Source organism: Mycobacterium sp. TKK-01-0059 (genome assembly GCF_000709305.1).
In the GTDB taxonomy this organism is placed as follows: Bacteria; Actinomycetota; Actinomycetes; order Mycobacteriales; family Mycobacteriaceae; genus Mycobacterium; species Mycobacterium intracellulare.
Genome location: NZ_KL446994.1, coordinates 588,438 through 608,316 on the forward strand (window position 1 = coordinate 588,438; position 19,879 = coordinate 608,316).

The window sequence follows — 19,879 nt, forward strand, 5'->3', positions numbered from 1 at the left end:
GATGGCCGACGGTGAAGTCTTCGTGATCGACCGCGTGGTGACCCGGCCCGGATGTGCGCGGCAATTCATCGACACCTACCTGGACGAATACGCGCCCGGCGCGCGCGAACGCGGCATGACGTTGCGCGACATCCTGGTGAGCCCACCCATCTGGCTCGCCGACGACGCCAACGTCATCACCGCGACCTGGACGCTGCCCAGCGCACGGGCGTGGTGGGAGATGACCTGGAAAGGCCGACCGGATCCGACGCTGGGCGAATGGTGGTCGCGGATCGGCGAATTGGTGTCGGAGCGGTCCCGGTCCTTCGCCGCGACCGCCGACGACGTCGACGGGCTCTGCGATGTATAGCGTCACCCGGCTGATCGATGTCGCCGAGCCCGACCGCGACCGGATTCTCGACGAGTTGCGCGGGGCTATCGGTGCCGCGGCGCCACTGCGCTCGGTCGTGCAACCGACGCTGCCCGGATCGCGCAACGGGGGCGACGTCCTGGTGCATCTGAGGTTCGCCACCCAGGACCAATGTGACCGCGCGACGAATGATCTCGCCGCCATACTCGCTGACCCCTCGGTGGGCCGGGTCAACGGCGCCGGCTACGCGGGCACGCCCGTTCGCTGCGGCGAGAAGCCCGGCACGGTCTACCGGACGCTGCTGCTGCGCGTGCAGCCGGACACACCCGAAGCCACCATCGCCCGGTTCGAGCGCGAACTGTCGTCGATGCCGCGGTATCTACCGACGATCCGTGCCTGGCAGCTCAGCCGGGTGACCGCGGCGGTCGGAACCTCCTCGTGGACACACGTATTCGAGCAGGAGTTCGCCGATGTCGAGGCGCTGATGGGGCCCTACCTGATGCACCCGATCCACTGGGCGGTGGTGGACCGCTGGTTCGACCCGGAGACCACCGACGTGATCATCCGTGATCGCGTCTGCCACAGCTTTTGCGCCATCGCCGACCCGGTTCTGATCTAGACACCCGCGGGCAGAATATTCGGGTTGGCGGTCGTCGGCGGCTCTAACGCGGGCAGCACTTCGGTGCCGTCGAGGCTGTGCACCGGCAGTTGCTGCGACCACGGGTAATGCAGGCTGAACGCGACCACCCCCGTGCGCTCCGCGGCGGGCAGATGACACATGGCCAGCACGGTCTCGGCCAAATACTCCACCGGTTCGGTCGGGAAGGAATCCGGAATCAGTTGCGCGGCACCGGGTGTGCGGACCGCCGTCGACGGGCCGACGCAATTCACGGCGATGTTGGCGTCGAGCAGCTCGGCGGCCACGCCCTGCGTGAACCGGTGCAGAGCGGCTTTCAGGGACGCGTAGATCACGTCGCCGGACGTCTTGTTGTATTCCCGGTACGGCCGGACCGGAGCCAGGCCCGTGACGGAGCCGATGTTGACGATCCAGCCGGACCCCTGGTGACGCATGTGCGGCACAGCCGCTTTCGTCAGCACGAACGGAACGCGAAGGTAGTGTTCCACGGTACGGTCGAACGTTTCCACACTCATGTCCTCGACCAACGCGTAGTCGGCGAAACCGGCATTGTTGACCAGGATGTCGATGCGGCCCGTGCGGTCGAGGACGGCCTCGACCAAACCGTCGCGCTGCGCGGCGTCCTCCAGCTCGCACGCGACGCCGAACGCCGAGCCGCCGGCGGCCTCGATCGCCTTCACCGTCTCACCGATGGTGCCGGGCAGGGCGGTGGTCGTTCCGGCCCGCGTCGACACCGAAGACGTGTGCGATCGCGCGGTCACCGCCACGGTGGCCCCCTCGGCGGCCAGTCGCTGCGCGATGGCACGGCCGATGCCGCGGCTGCTACCGGTGACCAAAGCCGTTTTGCCGGAAAGCAGACCGTCGCTCATCGAAGCTCGAGGTCCTCTTCGACCGGCGCGCGGTGATCGCGCCAGAAGTCGACGAGGCGGTACGGGAAGGCGATCACAATGCGGCCCCCCGAGCGGTAGTAGGTGTGGGCCGACGGTGTGTGCCGCCACACGGTGCCGGCCATGGTCGCATCGATGCGGTCGACGTATTCTTCGTACGCGCGCTGCGTCACCTCCAGGGAGGAGGCGTCGCGCAGCGCCATCAGCTGCAGGCATTCCATCACGTAGTGCACCATCACCTCGACACCGAAGTTGTGCCCGGCGCCGTGTCCCGGGCTGTAGTTGGGGGCCGAGGAAATGAACAGGTTCGGGAATCCCGGCACCATCCCGCCACGATAGGCCCGGGGCGCGTCGCCCCACTCGTCGGTCAGCTTTTTGCCGTCACGGCCCCGAATATCCACCGTGGAAAGGAAATCCAGGTAGTAGCCGGTCGCGTAGACGATGACGTCGAGGTCGATTTGCCTGCCGTCGGCAGTCACGATTCCCGCCTCGTTGACCCGCGCCGGCTCACTGGCCTCGACGTCGACGTGCTCGCGGGCCAGCGCCGCGTAGTAGCCGCCGGGATCGCGGATGATCCGCTTGCCGTAGGGGGCGAAGTCGGGGGTGACCTTGCGGGCGAGCTCGCTGCCCGCGCCGAACACGCGGTCGATGTAATCGAGGCACATCTGCAGCAACACGTCGTTGGCCGGCGAGATCGACAGATGCTCGGCCGCCCACTCCTCGTCGTGCAGGATCACCGGATAGTTGTTGTCCGATGTCCCCCAATACGATTTGAGCCGAATCCAGTTGGCGTAGTACGGCAGTCGAGTGCCCAGCCACCGCCGGTAGGCGGGGACATCGTCGGATGCTCGCCGTCGCGGCGCGACCCAGTGCGGCTGGCGTTGGAATACCGTCATGTGTGCGACCTGGTCGACACAGGCGTCGACGATCTGGACCGCGGTGCAGCCGGCGCCGATGATCGCGACCCTCTTCCCCGTGAGATCCAGCTCGGGGTCCCATTGGGCGGAGTGGATGGAGATTCCCGAGAACGTTTCGCGGCCAGGCAGATCCGGCCACCGCGGCCGGTTGAGATACCCGGCGGCCGGGATCACCACATTCGCGTAACTGACGTCGCGGGTTCCATCCGGGCCGACCGAATGGATCTGCCACTGCTGGCGCCGCTCCTCCCACCACAACGCTTCGACCGTCGTACCGAACCGGGTGCGCGTGCGAAGGTCGTTCTTGTTGGCCACCGACACCAGGTAGGCCTGATATTCGGCACCCTGCGGGTAGTAGCTCGACCAGTCGCCGTTGATGTCGCGCGACAGCGAGTAGTACGCCGAGGGCGTGTCCACCCCGATTCCGGGATAAGTGGTGGTGTACCAGGTGCCGCCGACCTCGTCGTTGCGCTCGATGATCTGATAATCGATACCGGCGTCCGCGCACGCGAGAGCGGCGGTGATGCCGGCGATGCCCGCGCCGATGATGACAACCCGGAAGCCCGCGGGAAGCTTTGCGGTGCGTGGCAGCACCGGTTGTGACGGCTGAAAACCGCCCTGCTCGAGGAGCAGCCCGAGGTACTCGGGGGCGATCTCTCCCCCAAGAGCGATGGGGGCGATGCGGGCGAAGAGGTCGAGGTCGTCCGCGGGGAGCGCGTCCGCGCGGCGCGGCTCCCGCAGTGCCGTGACGATCTCGTCGATGAGCGCGGCGGCCGTCTCCGGGTCGGTGACGCCGGCCTGCTCGGGCGGGTCGGGCACATGGGTGATTTTCGGTGCGAATCGTTCGGCGACGGTGGGATCCCCGGTCAGCTGCGCCAGCACGGCGACGAGGACCCCGGGATCCGCCTGACGCAGGTTGGCCCGCAGTTCGTCGACGTCGTCGGGACCCGGGCCCGCCCACCCGGCGCTTTCGGTCGTGAAAGGGACACCAGTGCTCATGCCGATGAGTATCGGCGTGGTCCACTGCGCTTGGCGGACCCCTGCCTACTCAGCGGGACACGGACGGCCCGCCCGCGGGCGTCGGCGCTTACCGTGACCGGCATGCAGTCCGATGACCTCGACGCCATGATCGAACGGGCACGTAGCCATGGACTCGGCGACATCCCCCGGCGTTCGGCCCGCCGGCACCCACACAAGGTCGCGATCATCGACGGTGACGTCGTACTGACATTTGCCGAATTCGACCACCTGGTGGACCGGACCGCGGCAGCCTTGCACGACAGCGGGTTTGGGCCCGGCAGCCGATTAGGGCTCTTGTCACGCAACTGCTGGCAGTACGCCGTGCTGGCATTCGCGACGGCGCGTGCGGGAGTGGTCCTGGTCCCGATCAACTTCATGCTGACCGCCGAGGAGATCGCCTACATCCTCGGCCACAGTCAGGTCGGTGGCCTGGTCGTCGAAGCGGATCTGACACCGACCGCCGAGGAGGCGATTCGGCTCGGTGGGGCGGTCAGGGCCAAGGTCGCCCTGGTGCCGAGGGGACACCAGGGCGTGCCCGGTTGGGCGGATTTCAGCCGGTGGCTGGCCACCGAGACAGCGGCCCCGAGCCCGCACATCGACGACGACCAACCCGTGCGGCTGATGTACACCAGCGGAACCGAATCCCGGCCCAAGGCCGCCATTCACACCAGCCGCAGCCTGATGTGGCAGTACGTCAGCACGATCGTCGCGGGCGAGATGTCGCACGACGACGTCGAGATCCACTCGCTGCCGCTGTACCACTGCGCGCAGCTGGACAACTTTTTGGCCACCGACGTCTACCTCGGCGCCACCAGCATCATCCTGCCGCGGCCCGAGCCCGACGCGGTGTTGCGCACCATCGACCGCTACCGCGTCACCAACTATTTCGCTCCCCCGACGGTGTGGATCTCGCTGCTGCGCTCACCGGTGTTCGACGAGGTCGACCTGTCCAGCCTGCGCAAGGGCTATTACGGGGCCTCGGCCATGCCGGCGGAAATCCTGCGCGAGATCCGCGAGCGGCTGCCCAACCTACGACTGTGGAACTTCTACGGCCAGACCGAGATGGCGCCGCTGGCCTGCGCCCTGGGACCCGACGAGCAGGACGCGCACGCCGGCTCGGCCGGCCGGCCGGTGCTCAACGTGGACACCGCCATCCTCGGCGACGACGACAACCCGGTCGCCGCCGGCGTGGTCGGCGAGATCGCCCACCGCAGCCCACATTTGACTCCCGGCTACCTCAACGACCCGGAACGCACCGCGGCGGCATTCAAGGGCGGCTGGTTCCACTCCGGCGACCTCGGCTACTTCGACGAACACGGACTGCTGCACGTCGTCGACCGCAAGAAGGACATGATCAAGACCGGTGGCGAAAACGTGGCCAGCCGGGAGGTCGAGGAAATCCTCTACCGGCACCACGGTGTTCAAGAAGTCGCCGTGTTCGGCCTGCCCCACCCGGTGTGGGTGGAGGCGGTGGTGGCCGCCATCGTCCCCCGCGACGGCGCCGTTCTCACCGAGGAAGACCTGTTCTCTCACTGCCGGACGCACCTGGCCGGGTTCAAGACGCCCAAACGGGTCTTCTTTGTGGACGCGCTGCCGAAGAACCCCAGCGGAAAAGTGCTCAAACGTTCCCTGCGGGAGCGGTTCGGCGTCGATCAGCACGCGCTCAGTTGAGCGCGAAAAATACTCTGCTTGAAAGGAATTCGCCGCTCATGTACACAGGACGCATCGCTCGATTCGACGGGCCGGGTAAGCCCTTCGAAATCGAAACAGTCGCCCTGCACGACGTTGGCCCCGGCGAGATCCTGGTCAAGGTCGCCCGGGCCAACATCTGCGGTTCGGACGTGCACGCCTGGCATGGGACCTTCGCCACCCGCGGGCTGGGCGGTCAGCTGCCGACCGTTCTGGGTCACGAAATGGTCGGCGCGGTCGAAGCGCTCGGCGCCGGTGTCAGCACGGATTCGAGCGGCAAGCCGCTGCAGCCCGGCGCCCGGGTGGTCTTCCCGTACTTCTTCTGCTGCCACCGGTGCCGGAATTGCCTGGCGGGCCGGCGTAACGGGTGTCTGAACCTGAAGATGGCGATGCTCGGACGTGCCGACGAGCCGCCCTACTTCGTCGGCGGATACGCCGACTACTACCTGCTAGCGGCCGGGGCGGTCGTCTACACCGTTCCCGACGGCGTTTCCGACGACATCGCCGCGGGCGCCAATTGCGCGCTGTCGCAGGTGATGTACGGCCTCGAACGAGTGGACCAACAGCTCGGCGAGACCGTGCTGGTGCAGGGCGCGGGCGCGCTCGGCCTCTACGCGGTCGCGGTCGCCAAGGCGCGCGGGGCGGCACGCGTGATCGCCCTCGACGGCGTGCCCGAGCGCCTGGAACTGGCGCTCGCCTTCGGCGCCGACGACGTCATCGACATCACCGAGGTGCCCGACGTTAAGGACCGGGCCAAGCTGGTGCGCAAACTCACCGACGGACACGGGGCCGACGTGGCGGTGGAGGTGGTGGGCCATCCGTCCGCGATCGACGAGGGCCTCAAACTGCTCGGGCAGTTCGGGCGCTACGTCGAGATCGGCAACATCAACATCGGCAAGACCTTCGAGTTCGACCCCTCCCGGTTCGTGTTCGGGAACAAGACGATGGTCGGCGTCTCGCTCTACGACCCCGAGGTGCTGGCGCGGGCGTTGACCTTCCTGGAACAGCACCAAGACCGGCTGCCACTCAACCGCCTTGCCGCGGCATGCTATTCGCTCGACGACATCAACGAGGCATTCGCGGCCGCCGAAGCCAAGCGCGATGTCCGCGCCAGCATCGTCCCCTGATTGAAAGAAGACCATGCACAACTACGAACGCACCACGCTGTTCATCGACGGGAAATGGGTCGAGCCCTACGGGAACGACGCCATCGAAGTCATCGATCCCTCCACCGAGAAGCCGATCGGTTCGGTGCCCGCCGGCAACACGGCCGACGTCGACGCCGCGGTGTCGGCCGCCAAGCGCGCGTTCGACCCGCTGATCAGCGTTGCCGAGCGCCGGGCACGGGTCGCCGCGGTGATCGCGGCGATGGAAAAGCGACTGCCCGACATCGCCGAGACGATCAGCCGCGAGATGGGGGCGCCGCTGCGCATCGCCCAGACCGTGCAGACGCAGGTGCCGCTGGCGGTGGCCCGCGGTTTTGCCGACGTGCTGGACACCTTCGAATTCGAAGAGCGCGTGGGCAATTCGCTGGTCCTGCGGGAGCCTTACGGCGTGGTCGGGGCGATCACGCCGTGGAACTACCCGTTCTACCAGGTCGTCGCTAAGGTCCTGCCGGCGATCGCGGCCGGCTGCACGGTGGTGCTCAAGCCCAGCAACGAGGCGCCGCTGTCGGTGTTCGAATTCGTCGAGGCCGTCGAGGAGGCGGGTCTGCCGGCCGGGGTGGTGAACCTGGTGTCCGGCGGCGGCACGGTGATCGGCGAACGGATTGCCGAACATCCCCACGTCGACTTCGTCTCGTTCACCGGCTCGACGACCGTCGGTGCACGCGTCGGCGAACTGGCCGGGCGCACGGTGAAGAAGGTGGCCTTGGAACTGGGCGGCAAGTCGGCCAACGTGATCCTCGAAGACGCCGACCTGCCAACCGCGGTCAAGGTCGGCGTCGGTAACGCCTTTCTCAACGGGGGCCAGACCTGCATGGCCTGGACCAGGATGCTGGTGCCGCGCTCTCGCTACGGCGAGGCGCTGGACATCGCGCGGTCCGCGGCGTCCAAATACACCGTCGGGGACCCGTTCGACCCTGACACGCGGATCGGCCCATCGGCGTCGGCCAAGCAGTTCGACACCGTGCTGGGCTACGTCGAGCGCGCCGTACGTGACGGCGCGCGACTGCTCACCGGCGGCGCCGAGAGGGTCCGCGACGTCGGCTACTACATCGCCCCGACCGTCTTCGCCGACGTCGACCCGCATAGCGAACTTGGCCAGGAAGAAGTGTTCGGGCCCGTCCTCGCGATCATTGCGTTCGACGATGACGCCGACGCCCTGCGGATCGCCAATTGCACCCCGTACGGCCTGTCCGGCGCGGTCTGGGCCGGTTCGACCGACCGGGCCATCGCCTTCGCGCGCGCAGTGCAGACCGGTCAGCTCGACATCAACGGTGGCAGATACAACCCGATCGCTCCGTTCGGCGGATACAAGAAATCCGGTGTCGGCCGCGAGCTCGGTCGCGCGGGCTTCGAGGAGTACCTGCAGACCAAGTCCCTACAGTTACCCGCATGACCCCGCCTCTCGATATCGCCGCCCACGGGCCGACGCAGGTCTGGACGATCACCCAGCCCGAGGTCGGCAACGCGATCACCGGCGAGGATTTCATCGCCGCGTTCGAGCGGGCGGTCGACGCCGCCAACGCCGACGCCTCGATCCGGGCCGTCATCCTCACCGGGGCCGGCAAGATCTTCTCCGCCGGCGGCAACGTCAAGGAGATGGCCGACCGCGCGGGCATGTTCGGGCTCGACGCCCTGGACCAGCGGCATGCCTACATCGCCGGGATCCAGCGGATACCGCGGGCATTGCAGCGCTTCGAGGTGCCGCTGATCGCCGCCGTCAACGGCGCCGCCGTCGGGGCCGGCTGCGACCTGGCGCTGATGTGCGACATTCGGATCGCCTCGGAGCGCGCCTCGTTCGCCGAGAGCTTCGTACAGCTCGGCTTGATCCCCGGCGACGGTGGGTCGTGGTTCCTGCCCCGCGCGGTGGGCTATGCACGCGCCGCCGAGATGACGTTCACCGGCGATCGCGTGGACGCGACGACCGCCCTGGACTGGGGCATGGTCAGCAGGGTGGTGGCGCACGACGAGCTGTTGGAACAGTCGCTGGCGCTAGCCGAGCGGATCGCCAAGAATCCCGCCCACGCGCTGCGAATGGCCAAGCGGCTGCTGCGCGAGTCGCGCACGGGCTCACTCGACACGACGTTGGGCATGGCCGCGGCCATGCAACCGCTGGCACACGGCTCAGCCGAGCACGCGCAGCGCGTCGAGAAGTGGAAGACGCGCTGATGGCACTCCCCCGTTTGGTGCCGCCCGCCTCGGTCGACGCCGCGGCGACCGAGGAGTTGCGCAACGAGGTCCGCGATTTCCTCGCCGACGAACTGGCCGCGGGCGCGTTCACCCCGTCGGTCGACGCCTGGCTGACGGGCTGGGACGAAACTTTCACCGCCGCCCTCGCGGCCCGCGGGTGGCTGGGCATGACCGTGCCGACCGAATACGGCGGGCACGGGCGCTCATTCCTGGAACGTTTCGTCGTCACCGAGGAACTCCTGGCCGCCGGCGCACCCGTGGCCGCGCACTGGATCGCCGATCGCCAGATCGTGCCCTCGCTACTCAAATACGGTACAGAGCACCAGAAGTCGGAGTTCCTGCCCCGGATCGTGCGCGGCGAATGCTTTTTCGGCATCGGGATGAGCGAGCCGGACTCCGGTTCCGATCTGGCCAGCGTGCACACCCGCGCCACCCGCGTCGACGGCGGCTGGTCGCTGACCGGCACCAAAGTGTGGACGTCGGGCGCCCACCTCGCGCACGCGTTCATCGCGCTCGCGCGCACCGCACCGGTGGACCCGGCGAACCGGCACGCCGGGCTGAGCCAGTTCATCGTCGACCTGCGGGGCCCCGGCGTCGAGATCCGGCCGATCGTGTCGATGAACGGCGCCCACCATTTCAACGAGGTGATCCTGGAATCGGCCTTCGTCCCCGACGCCATGGTCTTCGGCGAGATCGGCAACGGCTGGCAACAGGTGACCTCCGAGCTCGCCTTCGAACGAAGCGGGCCCGAGCGGTTCCTGTCGACGTTCGTGCTGCTGGCGGCCTGCGCCGATCGCATGGCGTCAAACGCCATCCCGCGCGACCCCGATCTGGGGCGCCTGGTGGCGCGCATCGCCGGCCTACATCAGATGTCCACCGCGGTGGCGGGCGCGCTGGAACGGCACGAACCCGCGGACCTGCCCGCCGCGGTCGTCAAGGTGCTGGGCACCACCACCGAAGGCGACATCGCGGAATTCGCCGATCTGCAGGAGGCCCCCGACTCGGCCTTCTCGGACCTGGTGTGCGCGGCCGTCGATCAGCGGCCCGGCTTCACACTGCGCGGCGGCACCAACGAGGTGTTGCGCGGTGTGCTCGCGCGCGGGTTGGGAATCCGATGAGCGCCGGGCCCCCCGTTGACGGCGCCCTCGTCGAGATGATGGACGCGGTGTTCTCCGATTACCGCGACAAGCACCCGCCCGCGGCGACGATCGAGCGCGACCCCGCCCTCTGGCGGCACCTCGACGAGCTCGGTCTGGTGCGCTTGACGGGTCCGGAAGAGCGCGGCGGCAGCGGGGCAAGCTGGCATGAAGCGGCCGAACTCCTGGCCGCAGCGGCTCGTCACGGGGTCCGAATCCCGTTGGCAGAGCACGATATATTGGCGTGCTGGCTGCTGGAGGCCAGCGAAATGCCCTCGGACGGCGCGGTTCGGACCGTGTGTGTGCTCGACAAGCAGGGAGCCGCGACGGCGGTGCCCTGGGCCGCGTCGGCCGACCGGATCGTGGTCGTGTGGCGCGCCGAGGGCGGACACCGGCTTGCCGACGTCGCCGCCGAGCAGCTCACGATCACCCCGGGCGCCAACCTGATCGGCGAGCCACGCGACACGGTGACCGTCGAGCCGGCGGGCCTGCAGGGCGTCCCGGTCACCGCGGCTCTGCTCACCCAGCTGCGGCTGAAAGCCGCGCTGGTGCGATCCATCCAAGTCAGCGCCGCCCTGGATCGGATCCTGCAGCTGTGCGTCGACCACGCGGCCGCGCGGGTCCAGTTCGGTCGCCCCCTGGCCAAGTTCCAGGCCGTACAGAACCTGATCTCCGATATCGCCGCCGAGGCCGCGCTCGCCCGCGCGGCGACCGAGGCCGCGCTGCGCGCCGGGGTCATCGGTCAATGGTCGGCGCCGCACCTGGAATTCCTTGTGGCCGTGGCGCGTTCGTGCGTCGGCCACGCGGCCTCGGTGGTGGTGCGCAACGCCCACCAGGTGCACGGCGCGATCGGCACGACCCGCGAGCACCGGTTGCACGAGTTCACCCGCGCGGCGCTCGCGTGGCGCTCGGAGTTCGGCTCGGTGCGGTATTGGGACGAGCGGGTCACCGACGCGGCGATGCACGCGAGCGCTGGGGGCCTGTGGGAGCTGATCACCGGCTGAATTCCAGGCCGTGTTCCACTGACCGGGCATCGTCGGTGTCGCCCGGGCCACCGCGGGGTTGACTGGCGCCATGAGCGACGACATCACGCTGCCGGAATTGCAGGAGTTCATCGGCTCCTTCTGGTACCACTACGACGAGGCCCATTACGACGAGCTGGCCGCCAGCTATGCCGAGGACGTGCGCTACCTGACCCGAAGCGATTCCGGCGCAAGCCCTTTCGAAGAGTTGATGTCACCGGACCTCCACGGCCGCGACGCGGTGATGGAATGGCTGTCCGAGCATCGCAAGCAAAGTCCGTACCCGTTGCGCCACCACGCCACCAACGTGCACCGCACCGGTGTTGACGGGGACGTCACCCGCGCCCGCTTCTACATCTTCGTCAACCAGATCGCCAACTTCGTACCGTTCGCGGTGTCCAGCGGGGTGGTCAACGTCGGCGTCCGGCGCGGCACCAACGGGCTGGAATTCACCGAGATGGACGTGATCCTCGATGCCACCAACTCGGTTCTGCTCTCGGAACTGCACGCCGAAAGTGGTGCCGGCGCATAGTCATGGACGCTCGGGAAGCCTTCGGGGGCGGAGTCGCGGTCATCACCGGCGCCGGGTCCGGTATCGGCGCCGGGCTGGCCCGGCATGCCAGCCGGTTGGGCATGACGGTCGTGCTGGCCGACGTGAACGGGGGCGCCGTGGCGGCGCTGCGCGACGAGCTGTCGGCGGCCGGCGGCGTGGCACACGATGTCGTCTGCGACGTGCGAGACCCCGATGACGTGCAGGACCTCGCCGACCGTGCCTACCGCGACGTCGGGCCGGTGCGCCTGCTGGTGAACAACGCCGGCATCGAACAGTTCGGGTACCTGTGGGACACACCGGTGGCCAACTGGCAACGCATCATGGACATCAACGTCAGCGGCGTTTTCTACGGCGTGCGGGCTTTTCTGCCGAAAATGATGGCCACCGATGCGCAGGCATGGGTGTGGAACATCGCATCGGTGGGCGCGGTGGTGGCGATGCCGTTGCAGGCGCCCTACATCGTGAGCAAGCACGCGGTGCTGTCGCTGACCGAATGTCTGCACCTCGAAGTGCAGGCCACCGGGCACGACGATCACATTCACGTCCAGGCCGTGCTGCCCGGGCCGGTGCGCTCCAACATCTTCGAGACTGCGGGCGGTGTTGACGCGTCCGGCGACGCCGCCGCCGCCGAAACCCACCGCTCGACCATGCTCGGCATCAAGGCGGCGTCCATGGATCCGCTGGAAGCCGCCGAGATGATCTTCCGGCAGTGCGCCGAGGGGCACTTCTACCTGCACACCCATCCCGAGAGCGTCGGCGCGGCGATGACCGAGCGGGCCAATGTGCTTGCCGCGCAACAGCCCCCACGACTGCGAACCGAGACCCGGTTCGAATCCGCACCGCACTGAGGTGACGCCGACATGACCTCGCACGCACTGGATCCCGACGCGGCCGCCCGGATCGCCTCGTTCGGTGAGATCGCACCGATGCGGCAACGGGGCTTGGCGGCGGTGCGCGCGGGACTCGAATCCGCACCGCTGCCGCCGGACATGCCCGAGATGGCCAGCATCACCGAAGCGCTCGTTCCCGGTGCCGCCGGCGACGTGCCGGTCCGGATTTATTGTCCGATAACGGCTTCCGACGGCCCGGTGTTGGTCTATTTTCACGGCGGCGGACTGGTGATGGGCTCCAACCGCTCGTTCGAGCCGCTGGCGCGTGAGCTCGCCGCGGCATCGGCGGCCGCCGTCGTGGCCGTGAACTATCGGCTGGCGCCGGAGTCACCGCCGCCCGCGCAGTTCGACGACGCCTACGCCGCCACTGAATGGGTGTATCAAAACGCCGCCGAGCTCGGCGTCGACGCCGAGCGCCTCGCGGTCATCGGCGACAGTGCCGGTGGCTCGCTCGCGGCGGCGGTCGCGCTGGCCGCGCGCGACCGCCGCGGACCGGCTATCTGTGCCCAGGTGCTGCTGTATCCGGGCTTGGACCGCGACATGTCCGTTCCCTCCATCGCGACGATGCCCAACGCACCGCTGCTCGCCCGCGACGACATCGAGTACATGCACGCGCTGGCCGACGGCGACGCCGGGGCGCCCACGGACCCCTATCTGGTCCCGGCGTACGCGACCGACCTGTCGGGCCTGCCGCCGGCGATCGTGGTCACCGGGGGTTGCGACCCGATCCGCGACTGGGGTGAGCGCTACGCGGCCCGGCTGCGCGACGCCGACGTGCAGACCACGGTCACCCGCTATCCCGGGATGTACCACGGCTTTCTGATGCGCTCCGACGCCACCGCGCGGGGCCGGCTGGCCCTCGCGGAGGTCGGGGCGCTGCTGCGGGCCAAGTTCGCCCATCCGCTTCGGTTTGACGTCCCGATCACCGGACAGCCGTCGACCGCATCGCGGTGATGCTGCGCACAATCAACCAACCTTGAACCGACAAAGGAGACCGCTGATGCTCACCGACGAGCGCCGGATGGAGCTTTCCGACGTGTTGCGGCCGGCCGCGCCGCCCCGCGAGATCGACAACGTCTACACCGACGACCAGCGCGAGCGCCTTCTCGACGTGGTGCGCACGGAAGGGCCGTGGAAGCTGATCATCGCGCAGCACTTCGCGTCCGCCGACGAGTTGATGGCGACGATGAGCGGCATGTTCCCCGAGGGGTTCAGTCCGTCGCTGGATTTGTTTTTGACCCCGACGTTCCGCGGCTACCTCGCCAACTACGGCGCCGTGCTCTACCCGCAACTACACGACTGTTTCTATAACGAGCGCTTCCTGCAGATGGCCAAGGAATACTGGAACGCCGAATACGCCAAGCCCCAGTTGATGCTGTTCAACATCAACGGACCCTGCGCCAATCGCGACCCCGGCCACTTGGATTCGCCGAGCTTCCGCGGTGTGCGGCACGAAAACGCCCCGACCTGGTTGACCAGCGTCATGGGCAAATCCGGCCTGTTCCGCGACTATCTGATCAAGATGGCGCAGGTCATCACCTGGTTCTCACTGGATGCCGGCAGCGGCTTCACCTACTGGCCGCACGGCCCGCTCAAGGCGCCCCAACGCATCCTGCCCCCGATCAACAACCGCGGCGTGGTGGTGCAAAACGAGATGATGGTGCACCGCGGTGAGGCGAATGGCCCACTGGATCAACAGATTCCGCCTGGACTGGCGTTCGACACCGTGTTCGCCGGCGACCCGACGAGCCGCGAGCATTGGCTGCTGAAAAACGGCGAGGACGTGATAGCCCGCCACCACACCGACGAGCTGCGGTTTCTGGTGCACTGGTCGGCCGAAGTGTTCTCCGACTTCGACGAGCTGAAAAAGAACATGGACGGCTCCGACGACCTGACCGTCGACAAGGCCATCGACATCATGGTCGACGACCTCAAGGGCAAGGGCATCGACCTCGACATCCCGGCCGAACCGCTGCACGACCCGGCGTTCATCAGCGCGCTCAACGCCGCCTATGACCTGGGCGGCCCGGCCACCTATCCGGAGGAAGCCCCGATCAGCGCCTTCCAACTGACGTGACCGAAAGACCTTGCAACATGGATCGTTTCGCCGATCGGCGGGTTATCGTCACCGGTGCCGGCGCCGGCATCGGACAGGCCACCGTGGCCCGGCTGCTCGACGAGGGGGCCACCGTCGTGGCCTACGACGTCTCGGCGGACGGGTTGGCGCGCACGGCGACCGCCGCCGACGAGGCCGGCACCGCCAAGCGACTGACCACCGCGGTGCTCGATATCTCCGTCGAGGACGAGGTCATTGCCGCCGTCGATGCCGCGGCGGCCGACCTGGGCGGCCTCGAGGTACTCATCAATGTCGCTGCCGTGCAGACCTGTTCGCACACTCACGAGACCACCCTGGCCGATTGGAACCGGACGCTGGCGGTCAATCTGACCGGCACCTTCCTGATGACGCGCCAGGCGCTGCCGGCGCTGCTCGAATCCGGCCGCGGTGTCGTCGTCAACTTCACCTCGACCGCCGCCTCGTTCGCCCACCCCTACATGGCCGCGTATGCCGCCAGCAAGGGCGGCATCTTGAGTTTCACCCATTCGCTGGCGCTGGAGTACTCCAAGCAGGGGCTGCGCGCGGTGAACATCCAGCCCGGCGGGATCTCAACGGCGCTGGCCAACAGCACGCTCGAGAAAATGCCCGATGGCTATGACCTGGGTCTGTGGGCCAAGCAAACTCCGCTGCTGCACGGTGCGGACAGCGAAATCCTCGGCGACGCAAGCGCGGTCGCCGCGGTGATCGCCATGGTCGCTTCCGACGACGGCGCGTTCGTCACCGGAACGGAGATTCGCGTCGACGGCGGCGCGCACGCCTGACATGGTTACTGATCGATTGCAAGAGCTGTGCGACGAGCGTGACGTGCAACGCGCGCTGAACCTGTTCGCCCGCGCCATGGACGAGCGCGATTGGGCGGCGATGGCCGAGATCCTCGACGAGGACGCGGAGGGTGATCTGGGGACGGGGCGGCGGCAGGGAAGGACGGCGATCATCGACGTGATTCGCGAGTTCCTCGACAAATGCGGTCCCACCCAACACTTCTTGGGCAACGTCATCATCGACGTCACCGGAGATACCGCAGTGAGCCGCGCCTACATCCGCGATGTCCACCTGAACGCAACGGCCGACCCGTCGACCCGGTTCTACACCATCGGCGACTATCACGACACGTGGCGGCGCCGCCCCGACGGATCCTGGTGCTTGACGGAGCGGATCAAGGCCAACCGCGCGTACGTCGGAGCACTCGATGTCTTCGGTGCGTGACGATCGCTAGCGCACCACCACGGTGCTCGGCATCCGGGGCGAGCCGAGCATGTCCCGGTGCGACGGTGGGCGGCGGCCACCCTCGTCGGTGATGCCGTAGCCCTGCGCGAGTTCCGCCCCGATCAGCGCCTGCCCGCTCAGCTCCGCCAGTCGCGGATCGCCGAACAGCGCATCGAGCACATACCCGGTGAACTCCGGGGTTTCGGCATGCTCGGCCATCGCGGCGAGCCCGGCCGGATCCGAATTGAATGCGGCGCGCATCTTCTCGGTCAGCAGGATGCCCATCCAGATCGACACAGTGGCAACCCCGGTGCCCTGGAAATCCACCGCCATGTCCGCGACCATCTTGTCGACCCCGGCCTTCTGCGCGCCGTAGGCGGGGCCGTGCATGTAGCAAACCGACCCCGGCGACGACGTAAAGGCGATCAGGCCGCGCCCGGCCGCGACCAGCAGTGGCGCGGCGCACCATGACGCCACGTACGACGATCGCAACCCCACATCGAGCACATCGGCCAGACCGAGCGGCTTCTCCCAGAAGGGCTTTGCGCCAACCAGATCATCGGAGATCGCCGCGGCGTTGTTGACCAGGAGGTCCAGCCGCCCGCTCTCGCGTCGGACGCGGTCGAACAAGCCCTCGACGGCGTCGTCGTCTCCATGATCGATACGAACGGCCACGACACCGGGCGGAGCGTCGCCGATGCTGCGGCTTGTCGCATAGACGCACCAGCCGCGGTTGGCCAGTGCGGCCGCGATGCCGCGACCGGCGCCGCGGCTGGCGCCGGTCACCACCGCCACCCGTCCTTCACCACTCACGGTGGTCAGACTACGTCAGATTAGGCTGTCGACGATCGCCAATTCTCCTGTCGCGACGGCGCGCTGGATCGAGTCCCGCAGTGCGCTACACGCCAGGAACGGCCCGCGGTGATGGCCGGCCAGGCGTTCGGCCTCGCCGCGCTCGATGCAGCGCTTGGCGGCATTGGCGTTCCACTGCACACTCGTCTGGTTCCAGCTGCTCTTGCGCGCCAGCACCCGGGCACCGCATTCGCGGCACGTGATCGGGGCCATCGGCATCTCGTCGAGCCGATTATCCTCGCGCACAGTTGTTTTCATCATCATCAGGCCTTAGCCGCCAAGTTGGCCTCGACCTCTTTCATCCACGCCTCGTAGGGCCGGGTGGTGTCGAGCTCGAATTCGAAGCGGTCCACCATGTCCGGTTGCACGTCGGCGACGTCGACGTAGAACTGCTGATACCAGCGGCGCAGCTGATAGACCGGCCCGTCCTCCTCGACCAGGAGCGGGTTGTCGATGCGCGCCTTGTGCCGCCAGATCTCGACGTCCTGCTCGAAACCGAGCTTGACGTAGTCGCCGAGGGTGATCGCGGTCTCCATCGCCTGGTCGTCGGGCATCACCTCCGACTTTTTCACGATGATGCCGTATTGCAGCACAAACGAATTCGCGTCGATCGGATAGTGGCAATTGATGAGGATCGTGTTGGCGTCGCCGTGCTCGTAGTGATACGTCAGGTCATCGATCATGAACGAGGGGCCGTAGTAGGACGCCACCGACGTCGTCCCAAGCATCTGCGACCCGGTGCCACCCATGTCCGGCCGGCTGCCGCCGTTCATGTACTGCGTGGCGACATGTCCCTCGAAGATGTTCTTGAAGTACGTGGGCAACGAGCCGTGAATGTAGAAGAAGTGCGCCATATCCACGACGTTGTCGATGATTTCGCGGCAGTTGCTTCCCACGACCGTGGTGTACCAATGCCAGTCGGTCCACTGGTCGCTGGTCGCGCCTTCGATGCGCGGGATCGTCACGTCCGGTGGCGGCGGTTTGCGCTCGGGGTCGTTCCAGACGAACAGCATGCCGTCCTGCTGCAGCGTCGTCCAGGCTTGTGTGCGGGCCAGTTTGGGGGTGCGGCGGCTGTAGGGCACCTGCTTGCAGCGGCCGTCGCCGCCCCAGCGCCAGTCGTGGAACGGGCAGGCGATCTCGTCGCCCTTCACCTCGCCCTGGGACAGGTCGCCGCCCATGTGCCGGCAATAGCTGTCGAGCACGTTGATGTTGCCGTCACCGCTGCGGAACACGACGAGCTTCTGTCCGAAGGCGTTGATCGCGTGGGGTTTGCCGTCGGCGAAGTCCCGGATCAGTCCCAGGCAGTGCCAGCCGCGGGCGAACCGCGTCGGCGCCGCCTGCGCTTCTATCAACCGGATTTCGTAGGCCTCAGTCTGCGACGTCATGGGCGCGATTCAACTCTCCCCGGCCGGCGTGTGGACCGGGTTGTTCCACTCATCAGGACGGCTCTTCCGGTATCGCGCCGGCGCGGCCTACCGTTTCGGGCGTGACGACGCGCAGCACGACGATCCCCGCCGGGCTTCCCGTGGCCGACACCGCCGTCGATCTGCTCGTCGTCGGCTCCGGCACCGGCATGGCCGCGGCGCTGGCCGCCCACGAAGCCGGGTTGTCGGCGTTGATCGTGGAGAAATCGTCGTACGTGGGCGGCTCGACCGCCCGGTCCGGCGGCGCGCTGTGGCTGCCGGCCAGCCCGGTGCTGGCCGAGGCCGGCGCCGGTGACACCGCCGAAAGCGCCGGCGCCTATCTGGACTCGGTGGTCGCCGGGTCGGCGCCCGCGCAGCGATCGGCCGGGTTCCTCGCGCACGTGTCGGCGACGGTGGACATGCTGCGCCGCATGACGCCGCTGCGGCTGTTCTGGGCCCGCGACTATTCCGACTACCACCCCGAGGCGCCCGGCGGCAGCGCGGCCGGCCGCACCTGCGAATGCCTCCCGTTCGACACCTCGCTGCTCGGCGAGTACCGCACCCGGCTGGAGCCCGGCCTGATGGAGGTCAGTGTTCCGATGCCGACGACGGGCGCCGACTACCGCTGGATGAATCTGGTCGCCCGGATGCCGCGCAAGGGCATTCCCACGTACGGCAAGCGATTGGCGCAGGGCGTCGCGGGGCGCATGCTGGGCCGCCGCTACGCGGCGGGCGGTCAGGGCCTGGCGGCGGGGCTGTTCACCGGTGTGCTGCGCGCCGGAATCCCCGTGTGGACCGACACCGCGCTCGTGCGCCTCGTCCGCGACGGTGAACGCGTGACGGGCGCCGTCGTCGAACACCGCGGTCGCGAAGTGACGATCACCGCACGGCGCGGCGTGGTGCTGGCGACCGGCGGTTTCGACCACAGCATGGACATGCGGTGGAAGTTTCAATCGGAGTCGTTGGGCGCCGATCTCAGCCTCGGCGCCGCGGCCAACACCGGCGACGGCATCCGGGCGGGCCAGGAACTCGGCGCCGGCATCGACCTGATGGATCAGGCGTGGTGGTTCCCCGCCATCGCGCCGTTGCCCGGCAAGGCGCCCGCGGTGATGCTGGCCGAGCGGTCGCTTCCGGGCTGCCTCATCGTGGACCAGCACGGGCGCCGGTTCGCCAACGAGGCGACCGATTACATGACGTTCGGGCAGCGGGTGCTCGAGCTGGAGCGATCCGGCAGCCCGGTCGTGGCGATGTGGATCATCTTCGACCAGCAGTACCGCAACAGTTATGTCTTTGGCGCCGAACTGTTCCCGCGCATGCGCGTCCCGCAGGCCTGGTATTACGCCGGCATCGCGGCCCGGGCCGATAATCTCACCGATCTGGGCGCGCGGATCGGCGTGCCGGTGTCGGCGTTCTTCGAGACGATGACGCGGTTCAACCACAACGCCGCCGCAGGCGAGGATCCCGACTTCGGCCGCGGCCGCAGCGCGTACGACCGCTATTACGGCGACCCGACGGTCAAGCCGAACCCGAATCTGCGTCCGTTGGTCAAAGGCCCCTTCTACGCCGTGAAGGTGGTGCTGTCCGATCTGGGCACCTGCGGTGGGCTCAGGACCGACGAGCGGGCGCGGGTGCTGCGTGAGGATGGCGGCGTGATCGCCGGGTTGTACGCGATCGGCAACACCGCCGCCAATGCCTTCGGCACGACGTATCCCGGTGCAGGCGCGACGATCGCGCAGGGCCTGGTGTACGGCTACATCGCGGCCCAGGACGCGGCGATCGCGAGCGCGGCCCAGCCGGGCGAAGCGGGTCGGCGCCATCGGACCTAGCGGCGAGCGCGAGCGCGGCGCAG

General features: G+C 68.0%; 20 protein-coding genes. 15 read left to right on the top strand and 5 right to left on the bottom strand.

What is annotated here, in order from left to right:
- Window position 1 precedes the first annotated feature (1 nt).
- A complete protein-coding gene (locus tag K883_RS21975) occupies window positions 2-349 on the top strand; it encodes a hypothetical protein (protein WP_036428922.1) in 348 nt (115 codons plus the stop codon).
- A complete protein-coding gene (locus K883_RS21980) occupies window positions 342-968 on the top strand; it encodes a Dabb family protein (protein ID WP_020822672.1) in 627 nt (208 codons plus the stop codon). Before K883_RS21975 ends, K883_RS21980 begins: the two co-directional genes overlap by 8 nt.
- Here the strand turns inward: K883_RS21980 and K883_RS21985 are convergent.
- The gene (locus K883_RS21985) at window positions 965-1,855 is read right to left on the bottom strand and encodes an SDR family oxidoreductase (RefSeq protein ID WP_036455843.1); all 891 of its coding nucleotides are present in this window, start codon (window positions 1,853-1,855) and stop codon (window positions 965-967) included. The genes K883_RS21980 and K883_RS21985 overlap by 4 nt on opposite strands.
- Window positions 1,852-3,789, bottom strand: a complete 1,938-nt coding sequence (locus tag K883_RS21990) for a flavin-containing monooxygenase (RefSeq protein WP_036455844.1) — start codon at window positions 3,787-3,789, stop codon at window positions 1,852-1,854. Before K883_RS21990 ends, K883_RS21985 begins: the two co-directional genes overlap by 4 nt.
- 93 nt (window positions 3,790-3,882) lie before the next feature.
- Here K883_RS21990 and K883_RS21995 point away from each other — a divergent pair, with 93 nt between their 5' ends.
- The 12 genes from K883_RS21995 to K883_RS22050 all read left to right on the top strand — a co-directional run bounded on the left by K883_RS21995 (window position 3,883) and on the right by K883_RS22050 (window position 15,775).
- On the top strand, window positions 3,883-5,481 hold the full coding sequence (locus tag K883_RS21995) for an acyl-CoA synthetase (protein ID WP_081914400.1): 1,599 nt from the start codon (window positions 3,883-3,885) through the stop codon (window positions 5,479-5,481).
- A 38-nt stretch (window positions 5,482-5,519) separates the two neighbouring features.
- A complete protein-coding gene (locus tag K883_RS22000; protein WP_036455849.1) occupies window positions 5,520-6,626 on the top strand; it encodes a zinc-binding dehydrogenase in 1,107 nt (368 codons plus the stop codon).
- Between the two features lie 13 nt (window positions 6,627-6,639).
- Window positions 6,640-8,058, top strand: a complete 1,419-nt coding sequence (locus K883_RS22005) for an aldehyde dehydrogenase family protein (RefSeq protein WP_036455851.1) — start codon at window positions 6,640-6,642, stop codon at window positions 8,056-8,058.
- The gene (locus tag K883_RS22010; protein ID WP_036455853.1) at window positions 8,055-8,831 is read left to right on the top strand and encodes a crotonase/enoyl-CoA hydratase family protein; all 777 of its coding nucleotides are present in this window, start codon (window positions 8,055-8,057) and stop codon (window positions 8,829-8,831) included. Before K883_RS22005 ends, K883_RS22010 begins: the two co-directional genes overlap by 4 nt.
- On the top strand, window positions 8,831-9,970 hold the full coding sequence (locus K883_RS22015; RefSeq protein WP_036455921.1) for an acyl-CoA dehydrogenase family protein: 1,140 nt from the start codon (window positions 8,831-8,833) through the stop codon (window positions 9,968-9,970). Before K883_RS22010 ends, K883_RS22015 begins: the two co-directional genes overlap by 1 nt.
- Complete coding sequence (locus K883_RS22020) at window positions 9,967-10,992, top strand: acyl-CoA dehydrogenase family protein (RefSeq protein ID WP_036455860.1); 1,026 nt, start codon at window positions 9,967-9,969, stop codon at window positions 10,990-10,992. The genes K883_RS22015 and K883_RS22020 overlap by 4 nt, the downstream gene beginning before the upstream one ends.
- A gap of 70 nt (window positions 10,993-11,062) precedes the next feature.
- The gene (locus tag K883_RS22025; protein ID WP_036455861.1) at window positions 11,063-11,542 is read left to right on the top strand and encodes a nuclear transport factor 2 family protein; all 480 of its coding nucleotides are present in this window, start codon (window positions 11,063-11,065) and stop codon (window positions 11,540-11,542) included.
- Between the two features lie 2 nt (window positions 11,543-11,544).
- On the top strand, window positions 11,545-12,411 hold the full coding sequence (locus K883_RS22030; protein ID WP_036455863.1) for an SDR family NAD(P)-dependent oxidoreductase: 867 nt from the start codon (window positions 11,545-11,547) through the stop codon (window positions 12,409-12,411).
- A gap of 12 nt (window positions 12,412-12,423) precedes the next feature.
- The gene (locus K883_RS22035; protein WP_036455865.1) at window positions 12,424-13,407 is read left to right on the top strand and encodes an alpha/beta hydrolase; all 984 of its coding nucleotides are present in this window, start codon (window positions 12,424-12,426) and stop codon (window positions 13,405-13,407) included.
- A 46-nt stretch (window positions 13,408-13,453) separates the two neighbouring features.
- Window positions 13,454-14,530, top strand: coding sequence for a hypothetical protein (locus K883_RS22040; RefSeq protein ID WP_014711771.1), 1,077 nt, complete (start codon window positions 13,454-13,456; stop codon window positions 14,528-14,530).
- A gap of 17 nt (window positions 14,531-14,547) precedes the next feature.
- Window positions 14,548-15,330: an SDR family NAD(P)-dependent oxidoreductase gene (locus K883_RS22045; protein ID WP_036455867.1), complete on the top strand. Its 783-nt coding sequence runs from the start codon at window positions 14,548-14,550 to the stop codon at window positions 15,328-15,330.
- A gap of 16 nt (window positions 15,331-15,346) precedes the next feature.
- Entirely contained in the window at window positions 15,347-15,775 is a 429-nt protein-coding gene (locus tag K883_RS22050) for a nuclear transport factor 2 family protein (protein WP_036455923.1), read from the top strand.
- Window positions 15,776-15,781: 6 nt separating this feature from the next.
- Here the strand turns inward: K883_RS22050 and K883_RS22055 are convergent, their stop codons facing one another.
- The 3 genes from K883_RS22055 to K883_RS22065 are packed head-to-tail and all read right to left on the bottom strand — an operon-like array spanning window position 15,782 to window position 18,012.
- Window positions 15,782-16,570 (bottom strand): SDR family NAD(P)-dependent oxidoreductase, encoded by a 789-nt coding sequence (locus tag K883_RS22055; RefSeq protein WP_081914401.1) that lies wholly within the window; start codon window positions 16,568-16,570, stop codon window positions 15,782-15,784.
- 33 nt (window positions 16,571-16,603) lie between these two features.
- Window positions 16,604-16,888, bottom strand: coding sequence for a ferredoxin (locus K883_RS22060; protein ID WP_086427192.1), 285 nt, complete (start codon window positions 16,886-16,888; stop codon window positions 16,604-16,606).
- Window positions 16,889-16,890: 2 nt separating this feature from the next.
- A complete protein-coding gene (locus K883_RS22065) occupies window positions 16,891-18,012 on the bottom strand; it encodes a Rieske 2Fe-2S domain-containing protein (protein ID WP_036455871.1) in 1,122 nt (373 codons plus the stop codon).
- Between the two features lie 101 nt (window positions 18,013-18,113).
- On the opposite strand from K883_RS22065, the gene K883_RS22070 reads away from it, so the two are divergent.
- Window positions 18,114-19,856 (top strand): 3-ketosteroid-delta-1-dehydrogenase, encoded by a 1,743-nt coding sequence (locus K883_RS22070; RefSeq protein ID WP_156035654.1) that lies wholly within the window; start codon window positions 18,114-18,116, stop codon window positions 19,854-19,856.
- The last annotated feature ends 23 nt before the right edge of the window (window positions 19,857-19,879 follow it).

Coding starts and splice junctions, on each gene's coding strand:
- K883_RS21975 (WP_036428922.1), top strand. CDS start 2: ATGGCCGACGGTGAAGTCTTCGTGATCGACCGCGTGGTGACCCGGCCC.
- K883_RS21980 (WP_020822672.1), top strand. CDS start 342: ATGTATAGCGTCACCCGGCTGATCGATGTCGCCGAGCCCGACCGCGAC.
- K883_RS21985 (WP_036455843.1), bottom strand. CDS start 1,855: ATGAGCGACGGTCTGCTTTCCGGCAAAACGGCTTTGGTCACCGGTAGC.
- K883_RS21990 (WP_036455844.1), bottom strand. CDS start 3,789: ATGAGCACTGGTGTCCCTTTCACGACCGAAAGCGCCGGGTGGGCGGGC.
- K883_RS22000 (WP_036455849.1), top strand. CDS start 5,520: ATGTACACAGGACGCATCGCTCGATTCGACGGGCCGGGTAAGCCCTTC.
- K883_RS22005 (WP_036455851.1), top strand. CDS start 6,640: ATGCACAACTACGAACGCACCACGCTGTTCATCGACGGGAAATGGGTC.
- K883_RS22010 (WP_036455853.1), top strand. CDS start 8,055: ATGACCCCGCCTCTCGATATCGCCGCCCACGGGCCGACGCAGGTCTGG.
- K883_RS22015 (WP_036455921.1), top strand. CDS start 8,831: ATGGCACTCCCCCGTTTGGTGCCGCCCGCCTCGGTCGACGCCGCGGCG.
- K883_RS22020 (WP_036455860.1), top strand. CDS start 9,967: ATGAGCGCCGGGCCCCCCGTTGACGGCGCCCTCGTCGAGATGATGGAC.
- K883_RS22025 (WP_036455861.1), top strand. CDS start 11,063: ATGAGCGACGACATCACGCTGCCGGAATTGCAGGAGTTCATCGGCTCC.
- K883_RS22030 (WP_036455863.1), top strand. CDS start 11,545: ATGGACGCTCGGGAAGCCTTCGGGGGCGGAGTCGCGGTCATCACCGGC.
- K883_RS22035 (WP_036455865.1), top strand. CDS start 12,424: ATGACCTCGCACGCACTGGATCCCGACGCGGCCGCCCGGATCGCCTCG.
- K883_RS22040 (WP_014711771.1), top strand. CDS start 13,454: ATGCTCACCGACGAGCGCCGGATGGAGCTTTCCGACGTGTTGCGGCCG.
- K883_RS22045 (WP_036455867.1), top strand. CDS start 14,548: ATGGATCGTTTCGCCGATCGGCGGGTTATCGTCACCGGTGCCGGCGCC.
- K883_RS22060 (WP_086427192.1), bottom strand. CDS start 16,888: ATGATGAAAACAACTGTGCGCGAGGATAATCGGCTCGACGAGATGCCG.
- K883_RS22065 (WP_036455871.1), bottom strand. CDS start 18,012: ATGACGTCGCAGACTGAGGCCTACGAAATCCGGTTGATAGAAGCGCAG.